Origin of the sequence: Ralstonia pickettii (assembly GCF_001699815.1) — a bacterium.
In the GTDB taxonomy this organism is placed as follows: domain Bacteria; phylum Pseudomonadota; class Gammaproteobacteria; order Burkholderiales; family Burkholderiaceae; genus Ralstonia; species Ralstonia thomasii.
In genome coordinates, this window is record NZ_MCGB01000113.1 from 38,145 (window position 1) to 50,472 (window position 12,328).

The window sequence follows — 12,328 nt, forward strand, 5'->3', positions numbered from 1 at the left end:
TGCCGTGTCTGTGCGGAGTTGAGATTCTCGTCTATGCGCGCCTTGTCACGTTGGACGATGTCGTAGCGTATCTCGTGAGGCAACGAGAAGCTTCCCATGACCGATAGACCGGGTCTGCTACGCATCCGATAGTCATGCAGCGCAGCGGCGTTTCGATCCCGCGGCTCTTACCATGGCAGGTTTCCCCTGTCCGTGCTCCGTCGATGTAGTGGGCAGACAGCCGCAGGAAGCTTGCTACGTGGATTGCCTTGATTTCGCTCGACATGAAAATGGACTCGCGTTTATACAGCGGAAAGGTGCTTACAGCCGGCGGCTATCTTGGGGCTCAGCCGGTTGATCAGGCAGCGATCGTGCGCTCGACTTCATTGATCGCTTGAGGACGACCAACGGGATATCTGCGCTGCCTCATATTGATACGCTCGCTTGCAGGCTAAGGTTGAACACTACAGAGGCGAGTCAAGGCGTGTACGCCTGATAACGCTCCGCATGTCAGGAAAGCCTGACAAGTTTCGGTGCCCTCGCAGAGACGTCCAGCACCACATTCCGTGTGCGAGCGCGCCGCGCGCACCGGTTCCAGTTATTGGAGAGTGATCTTGAGCGACCCAGGGAGCAATCCCCGCATCTTCCTGTCGACCGTCTTGCCCCGACCCAATCAGCAGCGCCTGGTCACGGCAGTGATGCTGGCGTCCGTCGTGGTCTTTGTGGCCGTATTGCCGTTTGCTCAATGGCAGCTGGCGCCGGTCTGGGGGTTCATTCCCGTCTATGAATCCGCGGTCGTCATCAACGACCTTGTCACCGCTGCGATGCTGGTCGGGCAGTTCACCCTGCTCCGCTCTCCAGGATTGCTGGCCCTGTCATCGGGCTACTTCTTTACCGCCACGGTCGCGGCGGTGCACATGCTCAGTTTCCCTGGGCTGTTCTCTGCATCGGGGCTTTTGGGTGCGGGCCCGCAAACCACAGCGTGGCTTTACATGTTCTGGCACGGAGGGTTTCCACTGTCCCTGATCGGCTATGCCCTTCTGCAAGAGAACGAGCGAATACGGCGTATCAGGTTGTCGCGCGCCGTCTCTCCCGTTCTATGGGCTGCCGGCGCCGTGCTGCTTTTGGCTTATGGGCTGACTGCGCTGGCGACCCACCCGTCTCTCCTGCCGGCCATCATGCGCGGGAACGGATATACCGGCGCCATGTCAACGACAGTCAGCATTGTGTGGATGCTGAATGTGCTGGCCGCAGCAATTCTGTGGCGGCACCGCGGCCACTCGTTGCTGAATCTATGGTGTACGGTGGTCGCCGTCACCTCGGCATTTGAGGTGGCACTTTCTGCCGTGTTCAACCACGGGCGGTTCGATCTCGGTTTTTACGCCGGCCGCGCCTATGGTCTTGTCGCTTCCGGCTTTGTTCTGGTCGGGCTGATCATCGAACATGCCAGGCTTTACGCCATGCTGGTGAAAGCACTGGATAACGAGAGCGCGGCGCGCGCAGGCGCCTTGGAGAAAACGCAACAGCTGAACGCGGCGAACGAGCATCTCGAGCAGCGCGTCAAAGACCGCACCGCCCAACTGAGCGCTACGAACAGCGAGCTTCGACAGGAAATCACCGAGCGTAAGCGTGCCGAGCAGGCGCTCGAGCGCTCGAGAGAGGAATTGCGTGAGCTGGCAGCGATCAGCTCAAGGGCACGTGAGGAAGAGCGGCGGCGCCTTTCACGCGAGCTTCACGATGAGCTTGCCCAATCGCTGGCAGCGCTTAAGGTCGACATGCAAATGTTGGAGCACAAGCTTGATGCCACGAACGCGCCGGTTGCCGAACGCTTGAGCGCAATGGAACACGCCGTAGATGACATGATCCGAGCGACACGTCGTCTCGCGTCCGATCTGCGCCCCTCCATGCTCGATGATCTCGGCCTCGTACCTGCGTGCAGATGGCTTGTCGAGTCGTTTCAACGGCGGCACCGCATTCATTGCGAACTGAAGATCGTACCCGGGCACTTGGAACTTCCCGAGCCTTTTGCATCCACCGTATATCGTGTCCTGCAGGAGTGCCTGGCCAATGTAGCGCGCCATGCCGGCGCGTCGGCTGTACATGTACGGCTGCTCTATGAGGCGTCCATCGTCCAGCTTTCCGTGCAGGACGATGGCATCGGTTTTGACCCCGCGCATCCGAGAAAGGATCTGTCTTTCGGGCTTGTGGGCTTGCGTGAGCGCGCCTATCTTGTGCGCGGCAGCTTAAGCATCGAATCGTCGCCAGAATCCGGAACGTTGATCGAACTCACCATTCCGCAAACGATGGTCACATCTCCGCAATTGCCGCTGCCAGCTCCCGGTGCCGAGCCCAAGGCAATGTAATGACATCGCCGCGGCGCTCGCTCCGGCCAGCCTCATGCCAACCCGTGGCTGAGCGCGTACCGAATCAGGGCGACGTCATTTGGCAGGTTCATCCTTTCAAGAATGCGAGCCTTATAGGTGCTGACCCTCTTCTTGCTGATGCAGAGATCGTGCGCGATCGCTCAGGATCCGACCCAATCCCTCACGAAAGACGGCATGGTCGTCCGCTATCAGCACCTTGATCATCGCGTGCCCCCTGGATCTGTGCTTCCACTCTTGCATCGTAGGTGGCACGGCGAATCCCATCCAACGCTTGGCACATGGCCTTCTGATCGAGGTCAGGAACGTGAATGCGCGCTGTTTTGGTGGCCCGACGGGACCAAAGCTCTCGTCAATACCGCTCGGGCAAGGGCGAGATCGTTTGCGTGATCGCCGGTGAAACGCAATGCGCACACGGGCCATGAGCCGAAACATCGACGGCATAGAACGGTTGATGCCCATCAAGATGTTGTTCGCATCTGCGTCCAGAATGGTTTCTCCCCGAACCCGCATAGGAGAACGCATCATGGCTGAATCCGATACCAAGCTTCCCGTGAAGACCGGCACGGAAGCATCGACCAAACAAGCCGGTGGCATGCAACCCTGGCGCGCATTCGACAACCTGCGGCAAGAGGTTGCACGTGTCTTCGATGATTTCGACCGCGGATTTCATCTCTTTCCGTTTCATCGCGCGGCGCTGGATATCGCGCCGTTCTGGCGGCGCGAATGGGCATTGACGTCCGCGCCCGCAGTAGACGTTGTCGAAACCGATAAGGCTTACGAGATCAAAGCCGACCTGCCTGGCATGGAAGAGAAGGACGTCGAGGTCAAGCTGGTCAACAGCGGCTTGACCATCAAAGGCGAGAAGCAGGAAGAGAAGGAAGAAAAACAAAAGGACTACTACCTGCATGAACGCCACTTCGGGGCGTTCGAGCGGTCATTCCGCATGCCAGACGGCGTCGATACAGACAAGATCCAGGCCAGCTTCAAAAACGGCGTATTGACGGTGACGCTGCCCAAGACGGACGCGGCGCAGGCGGCTTCCAAGACCATCCCCGTAAACGGGGGCTGATGTAACGGACGGCATATCGCAAGAACGGCGGAGGACGGATGGCTGCAAATCGCTGCACGATTCGCCGATTCTCCGCTGCGCCGATCCTGGTCTTACTCGCGGCCCGCGCGCCTACGTTCCGGCCGCGTCATCCGGTTGACAGGATGCGACCTTGAAGTTTTCTGCTGCCCTTGAAGACGTGGCAGCGCCCGACATTGGGTCAAGGAGTGTGAGCGTGACCTTGCCATTGGACATTTCATTTCGGGACTTTCCTTACTCCAAAGCGATTGAGGATGCTGTCATCGAACAGGCGAACAGCCTTGCCAGGTTTCAAGCGGAGATCGCACGTTGCCGCGTCAAGTTGATTCAACTGCCTCGACAGCAGACACCCATCCAATCCGTCAGGGTTCATATTGATGTGATGACACGCCACGATAGCCACCTCTCGGGCCATGCCTCCGGCGAGGACGCCCGAGCGGCACTTCGCGAAGCGTTCAGAGAAGTCGAGTTCGCGTTGCGACGCGAGATGGTACGTGGGCAATCGAAAGCAACCATCGCAGCCAAGGGGGGCATATGAGCTTGACCGTTCAAGCCGGGCGGGGTTGGGTGGATGTTCGTACAAAGCGGCGAAGCGACAAGCGCTGGGAATGCGAGTGCCGGTTCGTGTCGCCCGGTGGAAAATGCTCGTCCTGGATTTCCGCCGCTAGCGCTGAAGGCTACGTTTCCCGCGAGCTTGCCTTCAGCGCGGGTATCTTGCTCGGCCGGGAGCTTGCTGCGCGCTATGCCGTATTGACTCCGGTTGAAACCACCACGTATCAATGAAGTGGCAGGGCGAAGAATGCCGGCGCCATGCATGCTTCGCCATCCTGAAAAACACATCGTTTGCCGACGTCGCTACCGAGTCCTTTGGCGGGGCCAAGTCATCGTGCGCACGATCGCTCCATGTGCCGGCACCACAAGCGTGCCCTGACGTACCACACCGTTATAAGACGCACTGACTTGGTACTTGCCACGCGGCAGGCGAGCGTAGAGCAGCGGGCCTTCCGTTACGACCACCAGGGACACCGCCCCGTCTGCGGAACGAATACGGGTGTCGACTTCTGAAACGTACGCCCCACCTTGCTCGATGAACGTCAAGCGCAGGTTGTAGTTCGCTGCAACGCCACGCATTGCATCCACCGCATCCTGCCCGACCCCACCTGACACATAAGCCACGCCTCCTTGCACATGTGGCATGGGACGCACGGCAGAAGCATCTTCATTCAGACACCCCTCCTCGTACATGGCCCGCCACGATCGCCTGTTCATCGTGCCGCCGGGCATCCCTCCTCGTGCACGGCCGCTCATCCGATCCGACTCGTTCAAGCCGTGAATATCCTGCATGCGCTGCATCAACGCACGGCGTTCTGCCGGTGTCCGGGCATTGCGCATCTGCGCGCAGAAATCGGGGCTCGGATGGTGTAGTGGCTCGGGGGTGGGTGCCTGCGCCAATGCCGCGTGTGTCGACACGAGAGACGCTGCAACCAGCGCAGCCCGCAAGAGGTTCTGTAACCGCAGCATGATCGGCTCCTCCTTGAGAATCCGTTCGCTTCCCTCACCCCACAATGGTCGATGCGCACCGGAGCGCGTTGATATGGCGCAACCTTTGATCCAGCCCAACCCCGCGCCCTCCGTCATGGCTAACCTGAAAGACAACAGCCCGTGCGTGGCGTGCAATGCCGGCGGCGGCACCTTCTGTTTCTGTAAGCGAAGCCGCACGCCACGGCACACCCGACCCAATGTGAGTTGACCATGACAGCCAGGACCCTCGTCTTCCATCAAACCGCCCGCAGGATGATGCTCAACGGAATCGACCTGTTGGCCAGGGCCGTCAAGGTGACGCTCGGGCCTGGTGGACGCAACGTGATCATCGAACGGCCGGGCATGACGCCCATGGTCGCCAACTCCGGCGTTGTGGTTGCACGCTCCATTGCACTGCGCGAGCCATTTGCCGATATGGGCGCTCGGCTGCTGTGCGAGGCAGCGGCGCGCACCAGCGAGGTCGCAGGTGACGGTACGACCACCGCCACCACGTTGGCGCACGCCATCGTGGCCGAGGGCGTGAAATACGTAGAAGCCGGGCACGACCCGATGCAGCTCAGGCGCGGCATTGAGGCCGCAGGCGCCGTGGTTGCGCAACAGCTCCACGACATGGCACGCCCCTGCACGACCGTAGACGAAATGCGGCAGATCGCCACGATTTCCGCCAGCGGCGACCAAACCGTGGGCTCGCTGGTGGCGCGCGCGGTTGAACAGGTCGGCAAGGACGGCGCTATCAGCGTGGAAGACGGCTCGAGGCTTGAAGACCAGGTCGAGATCGCGAAAGGCGCGCGCGTGGACCGCGGGTTTCTCTCGCCGTTCTTTGCCACCACCGAAAGCCGGGCCGTCGTACTGGAAGAGCCCCGGGTGCTGTTGTGCGATGCCACGATCGGCTCAATCACCCAGCTGCTGCCGGTTCTTGAAGTCGTGTCCGGTACCGGCAAGCCACTACTGGTCATTGCCAACGAAGTGGAAGGCGAAGCGTTGGCCACGCTCGTCGTCAACAATCTGCGCGGCACGCTCAAGAGCTGCGCGATCCGTTCGCCCGGCTTTGGCGAGTCGCGCACGGAGCAACTGGCCGACCTTGCTGCGCTGACTGGCGCGACCGTTATCTCATCGCAGACCGGCGTTTCATTGGAGCACGCGACGCTTGATCAGCTCGGCCACGTACACCGTACGGAAACCACCAAGGATGCGACCACACTCATCGCGGGCGATACGGCAAAGGCCGCAGTGGAGCAGCGCGTTGCCCAATTGCGGGCACAGCTCAACGAGGCAAAGACGGACTACGACCGCGAGCAGCTTCAGCGACGGCTTGCACGCCTGAGCGGTGGCGTTGCCGTCATCAAGGTGGGCGCGGCAACCGAGGCTGCGTTGCACGAGCGCAAGAACCGCTTCCAGGATGCCCTTCACGCCACGCGTGCCGCCGTTGAGGAAGGCATCGTGGCGGGCGGTGGCGTTGCACTACTCCGAGCGCGTTCCGCCATCGACGCATGGACCGCGCCCAATGCCGAGCAACAAGCGGGTTCCCATATCGTGCACACCGCCCTGGCCGCGCCGATGCTCCAGATCGCAGCCAACGCAGGAGCCGATGCACAGGCGGTCGTTCACCAGGTGCTCTCCGGTGAGGGATCGCACGGCTACGACGCAGCGTCCGATCGTTATGGCGACATGCTGGAGTTGGGCGTTGTCGACCCTGTCAAGGTGGTGCGCACCGCATTGCAGAACGCCGTGTCGATTGCCGCCCTGTTGTTGACCACGGATTGCATGATCGCCGATGTGCGGGAAGGCTACGTTGACCGGTCGGATGAAACTTCAAACTCGACCATGTTCAACGCCGGATACGCATAGCAAAGACAATCCGGAGCCTTTCGAAGGCTTCTGGCGATGGCTCCAGCTTTGCTCACGATCAAATGCGCTTCCGAGCCGTCTACTACAGTGGTAGCAAGACGCTTCGACACACCGAGTTCGCCATGATCGCTCAAGCATTCGTCCATCCTCCGTTCGCAAAAGCGGCACCCCTTGAGCCCATGAACGAAGACGCGTTGGCGACGGCATTTCTTCCGGTAGCCAGTTCCAGTCTGCTCCCTGATCCAGCGCTTGCCGTGCTGGCAAAGACTGCCGTCCATTGGTTTGCCCCGCGATCGGCGAGCGAAATCCATGTCAGCGCGGAGCACGGTCGCATTCGCATGGCCGGCCACGTCGGCAATGCCAGCCCGCTGAACTCTCTGAAGAGGGCCCTGCTCCGCTTGCCAGGCGTCGGCGGCCTGGACATGACGGTTACGGTGGAAGCCCTCACCAATCCACTGAGAACGTATCCCGCCGCCCAACAGCGTCAACACGTCGGATAACCGGGAGCGCGCAAACATGCGTACGACATTTTTCTGTGCGACCGATTGCCCCTGCCCGCAGATTGCCTTCGATACGACGTGCCCAGAGTCGGTGGAGGAGATTCTCCGGGCGTACGCTGCGCTCTTCTGGTTCAACCTCTACCTCAGGTGCCCCGACTTCTCCACCGCGGATGGCATGTTTCCGCGAGATCCAGACACTCGCCAGAAGTATCTGGCTGTGCATTCGAAAGTCTTCACACACTGGGCCACGGCGGCCAATCGCATGGGCATCCCCACCACCCGTTTTCGTGATATCTGCGCCAATGTGCGCGCGGCATGGATTGGACCGGACGACCCATTGCGCCCCTGCCGTTCACGCGCCGACGTTCTGTCGGACCACCCAGAGCTCGATCTGGATTAAGCGCTGGCTGGGTTGCTCAACAGAAGCACGTGAGGCGACCGTTCAATGGGGGCAGCTCGGAGAGCACGTCGTCCGGACCGGTGTCCGGCCTGAAGATCGTGATGCCTTTGAGTCGCAACTGCCATGCGTGAAAGAGCAGTGCCGCAACCTGTGCGCACGACGCGCTGCACGGAAGAAGGACCGTCTTTGAAATGGATGCATCAACAAACGGTTGCAGCGTCGCCACCATGCGCAAGTGGTCGAGGAGCTAACGTCAAGAGTGGTGTATGAACAATTTGATGGCGGTCGATTTCAAGCGGCGATTTTCTGCTGAGCCGGTCGATCGTCTTGCACCGGTTCGCCGTCCTTGAAGGCAACTCCTTCGAGCAACAGCTTGATCTTTTCGGGGCCGTTGATACGGCGCCAGGTTTTCTCGGCTTCCTCGATCAGCTTGAATGCCAGTCCGAGGAAGGTTGGTCGCGATACGCAGTTACGCGTGCGCGTCGTACGGTGGCGCACCGTCGCGAACGTCGATTCAATCGCGTTGGTCGTGCGCAGATGCTGCCAGTGCTCGGCAGGGAATTCGTAAAACGCGAGCAAGCTCTCCCGGTCCTTCTTCAATGTCTCGGTCGCCTTCGGATATCTGGCCGCATAGATCGATACGAAACGATCGAACGCGGCGTGCGCGTCGGCGCGCGTCGCGGCCATCCAGATCGATTGCATGTCGGCCTTCGCGCGTGCCTGTTGCGACTTGGGCAGCGCGTTCATGACGTTTCCCATTTTATGAAACCAGCAGCGCTGGCCACGTGTGGTCGGAAACACCTCTTCCAGCGCCGCCCAGAAGCCCATTGCGCCGTCGCCGACCGCCAGCCGTGGCCCCGCCTTTAGACCGCGCTTTTTCAGGTCGAGCAGCAGCTCCAGCCACGACGCTTTCGTCTCGCGATAACCATCGCCGATCGCCACACGTTCTTTGCTTCCGTCCGGTTTCACGCCGATGATGACCAGCAAGCATTGTCCGTCGGAGTTCTCGCTGCGCAGCCCCGTGTGAATGCCGTCGACCCACCAATAAACGTAGTGCGACCCGGACATGTCACGCCGGCTCCAGGCCACATGCTCGTCGGCCCATTGCGCCTTAAGCCGGCTCACCACGTTGGCCGACAGGCCCTTGGCGTCATCGCCCAGCAGCACGCTCAACGCTTCGCCCATGTCGCCCGTCGAGATGCCCTTAAGATACAGCCACGGCAGCGCTGCGCTCACACGAGGCGACTTCCTCACGTACGGCGGCACGATCGTCGAATTGAACTTCACGCCCGATCCCGATCGATCACGTACCTTCGGCACCTTCACCGCAATCGGCCCGGCGGCCGTCAACACCTCGCGTTCCGGCAAGTAGCCGTTGCGCACCACGGCGCGTTGCCCGTGTAACGTCTTGACGTTCGCGAACCGCTCCATCAGCTCCGCCAACTCCGCTTCGATCGCTTGTTGAATCACTTGCCGCGCCCCGTGACGAACCAATTCGTCAAGTCCAAGCCCGACTCCCGATAGACCGACGACTGCTTTTTCCGTATCCTTGCTCATGGTGGATGGTTTGATTTTTTGCTGGTTTCCGACTTCGACAATCAGATTCTCAGCTGAAACCTCCACCGCCTTCAACTTCCCGCCTCAACTCCCCCGTACACCACTTTCGACTTTAGCTCGTGGTCGAGCCCATCAATCTGCCTTGCGGTGACAAAGTAGCCGGGCAACGCTGCACGCTGTCCGTACAGCGCCCGGAAAAGCCTGTAGGCGCGGTTCTCAGTACGGTAAAGCTGCGGCGCGCGATGTTGGATACGCACGCGACGCTGATACACCCAATCGAACGCAGGTTCGATACCACTGGAGCAGTTATCTCCGAACGCCAGGCTTACGCTACCCGTTGGTGCCAGGGAGAGGAGGTGGCTATTGCGCAGTCCGTGCTTTGCGACAGCTTCGCACACGGCCTTGGGCAATGCGGCGCTGAAATGTCCGGGAGCAAGACTGCGTTCCGGACTGAACAGCGGATAGGGCCCGCGCTCGCATGCCAATGCGGCCGAAGCTGCGTAGGCGCTATCACGCAAGCATCGCCCGATCTGAGCGGCGAAGCATCGTGCTGCCGGAGCGTCGTATGGCAGGCACATCATTGTGAGAGCATCGGCAAGGCCGGTCACGCCTACGCCGATCCTGCGTTTGGCCTGGGCCTCGTGCATATGCTCAGGCAACGGCCAGCGTGTGATCTCGATCGCGTTGTCGAGCATTCTGACTTGAACACGCACCGCCCGGCTCAGGCCGACGAAATCGAACAGTGGTTGACCGCCCATTCCAAACGGCCACTGCACCCACCTGGATACATCAATCGGCCCCAGTACACAGCTGCCCCAGGGCGGCAATGGTTGTTCTCCACAAGGATTGGTTGCGGCAATCGTCTCGATCTCGGCAAGGTCATTGGCAGCGTTGATCGTATCGATGAACAGCAGACCCGGCTCTGCACTGTGATGCGCGGCTTCCGCGATCATGTTCCAAAGCTGCCGTGCGGGAACGACTGCGTAGCACCACTTGCCGTTAGACAGCGCGTGGGCGCCTGTAGCCAGCCGTTGTGCATTGGGCACTGCTCGATGCTGCAGGCACCAGAGACCGTCATCGGCAACCGCTCGCATGAACGCGTCGGTAACGGCAACCGATAGGTTGAACGTTGCCCAGCGCCTGCGCCCACGTTTGGCAGTAATGAAAGTGGCCAGGTCGGGGTGGTCACAGCGCAGAACGGCCATCTGCGCGCCACCTCGCGTGTTGACGAGCGCCTGCGTTGCGCATACCCGATCAAATGAGTCGAGGACGGCACAGACGCTTCCAGTTCCGCTGTTCGACGTTGCCTGCTCAGCATCAGCAGGGGCGATGACCGAGAAGTCGTAGCCGACCCCGCCACCCATCTGCAAGGTGCGCTGTGCTGCATGCAAAGCGCGTTCGACATCGGAAGCGTCTGCGACGGATTGCTCGCTAGCGCCGATAGGATGCACGAAGCAGTTGACCATCGTCCCGTGATTCGCACTTCCCGCGTTCGCCATGATGCGCCCCGCTCCAATGGCACCTTGCAGCAGATTGGCGTAGAACAAGCGCGTGAAATGCGCGCGCTGGTCTGGCTGCTCTGCAGCGGCAAGCGCATGGGCAACCCGCTTGAATACGTCATTGCACGTCGTTTCGCCGGGCGCAAGATAGCGATCTGCAAGTACAGCGGTACTCAAAGGTGATGGTCCGCCTGGACGGTTCAGAGGCCCTGCCCGCATCGAAGTGCTCCCTTTGCGCGGATGACTCCATGCTAGGCAACACCGCCCTGAGAGCGTTGATCGACATCACGCCCAAACGCATCGCCCCCGCCGTAACGTCTTTGGCTCAGGCAGCTAACCGCCCCAAGAGAACCGACCCCTCAGGAGCGCCCGACAAGCCGATCTGGAGACTTGCGTCAGGTCAAATCCGGCAATACCGAAGTGCCTAATCTCCAGTCATATCAACCGGAGATCGTGATGCAACAGCCTACTGATGCCGTCTGCACCCTCGCCTGCGCCACCATGCGCGATGCCAGCCGCGCTGCGGAGTTCTTCGTGGATAGCGAGCTTCAGCTCGCGCGCCTTCGCGTCAAGATGGCAGAAACCGCATTGGATAGCCTGTCCCAGCTGGAGGGCCAGTTGGATACAGTCAAAGACTGGACCGCACTGGCCTCGGCGCAGAGCGCGTACATGAAGCTGCAAGCCAACCAAAGTGCGAGCACTGTTCGCCAGTGGGCCGACCTTCTCAATGAAGCGCAGCGGTCATATCTGCGCCAGGCGACAGAGTGGAACGACCAATTCCAACATCGTCCCGGAACGGCTGCATCTCCTGCACAACTGTTGATTGCGTCTCTTGACTCCTGGCAGACCTTGGTCAACACCTTCAACGCGATCGCTGCATCGGCTACGCAAGCCCGATCGCCATCGCAGCCGCAAGCGAAGTCCGGGAGCGCGCCAGGCGCCTGACGGCTTGTGGCTGTGAATGGAAATACGCCCGCCCAAAGACAATTTCCATGTGCCCTGTGCCACACAGGCACAGACGAAAGAGAGCAGCTTGATTTCTCTCAACGAGGGTCTCTGGTAGCTACCTATTCTTGAAATAGCCATCGGACATGTACGTGCCGAATGGAAAAGGTTTTGATCCAACGGTTGGACTTGATTTGTTTGCAGGAGCCCAAAATGCACAGGAAACTCATGATGACTCTGCTCGTCGTCGCAGCAGCCTCTGCGTCGGTGTACGCGCAGAGTCAGCCCGATACGGCACAGAACGGCGACGGAGAAAAAGCCAGCAAGGTGGATCCCTACACGGAGGGCGCAAAGCAAGCCAAGCCCGATCCATACACAGAGGGCTCAAGACGTGGCAAGTTCGATCCGTACACAGAAGGCGCAAAGGGCAAACGTGATGCCTATACCGATGGCGCCACGCAAGCCAAGCGTGACCCGTACACAGAGGGATCGAGACGCGGCAAGTTCGATCCATACACGGAAGGCGCAAAGGGCAAACGCGACCCACATACGGATGGCGGCAATCAGACGAAGTAGCCGCATCTGGT

Annotated in this window: 12 protein-coding genes and 2 pseudogenes; 9 read left to right on the forward strand and 5 right to left on the reverse strand. The window is 60.4% G+C overall.

Annotation, left to right across the window (positions count from 1 at the left end; translation table 11 throughout):
• Positions 1-593 precede the first annotated feature (593 nt).
• Positions 594-2,342: a sensor histidine kinase gene (locus BEK68_RS24080; RefSeq protein WP_004634082.1), complete on the forward strand. Its 1,749-nt coding sequence runs from the start codon at positions 594-596 to the stop codon at positions 2,340-2,342.
• 32 nt (positions 2,343-2,374) lie between these two features.
• On the opposite strand, the pseudogene BEK68_RS25325 reads toward BEK68_RS24080, so the two are convergent.
• A pseudogene (locus BEK68_RS25325) lies at positions 2,375-2,500 on the reverse strand (LuxR C-terminal-related transcriptional regulator); the annotation flags it as partial.
• A 281-nt stretch (positions 2,501-2,781) separates the two neighbouring features.
• Here BEK68_RS25325 and BEK68_RS24085 point away from each other — a divergent pair.
• From BEK68_RS24085 to BEK68_RS25330, 3 genes are all read left to right on the forward strand, one after another.
• A complete protein-coding gene (locus BEK68_RS24085; RefSeq protein ID WP_249262965.1) occupies positions 2,782-3,432 on the forward strand; it encodes an Hsp20/alpha crystallin family protein in 651 nt (216 codons plus the stop codon).
• Positions 3,433-3,583: 151 nt separating this feature from the next.
• Positions 3,584-3,988, forward strand: a complete 405-nt coding sequence (locus tag BEK68_RS24090; protein WP_235201970.1) for an HPF/RaiA family ribosome-associated protein — start codon at positions 3,584-3,586, stop codon at positions 3,986-3,988.
• A complete protein-coding gene (locus BEK68_RS25330) occupies positions 3,985-4,233 on the forward strand; it encodes a hypothetical protein (RefSeq protein ID WP_004634075.1) in 249 nt (82 codons plus the stop codon). The genes BEK68_RS24090 and BEK68_RS25330 overlap by 4 nt, the downstream gene beginning before the upstream one ends.
• Positions 4,234-4,305: 72 nt before the next feature.
• Here BEK68_RS25330 and BEK68_RS24095 read toward each other — a convergent pair whose 3' ends face one another.
• Positions 4,306-5,070 carry a hypothetical protein gene (locus BEK68_RS24095; RefSeq protein WP_249262966.1) on the reverse strand — a complete coding sequence of 255 codons (765 nt, stop codon included), beginning with the start codon at positions 5,068-5,070 and terminating at the stop codon, positions 4,306-4,308.
• A 132-nt stretch (positions 5,071-5,202) separates the two neighbouring features.
• On the opposite strand from BEK68_RS24095, the gene groL reads away from it, so the two are divergent.
• The 3 genes from groL (at position 5,203) to BEK68_RS24110 (ending at position 7,740) form a co-directional block, all read left to right on the forward strand.
• The gene (gene groL, locus BEK68_RS24100; protein ID WP_012430398.1) at positions 5,203-6,840 is read left to right on the forward strand and encodes a chaperonin GroEL; all 1,638 of its coding nucleotides are present in this window, start codon (positions 5,203-5,205) and stop codon (positions 6,838-6,840) included.
• Between the two features lie 122 nt (positions 6,841-6,962).
• On the forward strand, positions 6,963-7,340 hold the full coding sequence (locus BEK68_RS24105; protein ID WP_249262967.1) for a hypothetical protein: 378 nt from the start codon (positions 6,963-6,965) through the stop codon (positions 7,338-7,340).
• Between the two features lie 16 nt (positions 7,341-7,356).
• Entirely contained in the window at positions 7,357-7,740 is a 384-nt protein-coding gene (locus BEK68_RS24110; protein WP_012430400.1) for a hypothetical protein, read from the forward strand.
• Positions 7,741-7,756: 16 nt separating this feature from the next.
• Here the strand turns inward: BEK68_RS24110 and BEK68_RS25645 are convergent.
• The 3 genes and pseudogenes from BEK68_RS25645 to BEK68_RS24120 all read right to left on the reverse strand — a co-directional run.
• Positions 7,757-7,984, reverse strand: a pseudogene (locus tag BEK68_RS25645) (ribonucleotide reductase-like protein); the annotation flags it as partial.
• A gap of 47 nt (positions 7,985-8,031) precedes the next feature.
• Complete coding sequence (locus BEK68_RS24115; protein ID WP_035511518.1) at positions 8,032-9,297, reverse strand: IS256 family transposase; 1,266 nt, start codon at positions 9,295-9,297, stop codon at positions 8,032-8,034.
• Positions 9,298-9,368: 71 nt separating this feature from the next.
• Positions 9,369-11,015: an adenosylcobalamin-dependent ribonucleoside-diphosphate reductase gene (locus BEK68_RS24120; RefSeq protein ID WP_283159867.1), complete on the reverse strand. Its 1,647-nt coding sequence runs from the start codon at positions 11,013-11,015 to the stop codon at positions 9,369-9,371.
• 171 nt (positions 11,016-11,186) lie between these two features.
• Here BEK68_RS24120 and BEK68_RS24125 point away from each other — a divergent pair, with 171 nt between their 5' ends.
• Positions 11,187-11,741: a hypothetical protein gene (locus tag BEK68_RS24125; protein ID WP_249262970.1), complete on the forward strand. Its 555-nt coding sequence runs from the start codon at positions 11,187-11,189 to the stop codon at positions 11,739-11,741.
• A gap of 228 nt (positions 11,742-11,969) precedes the next feature.
• Positions 11,970-12,317: a hypothetical protein gene (locus BEK68_RS24130; RefSeq protein ID WP_404944700.1), complete on the forward strand. Its 348-nt coding sequence runs from the start codon at positions 11,970-11,972 to the stop codon at positions 12,315-12,317.
• Positions 12,318-12,328: the final 11 nt, after the last annotated feature.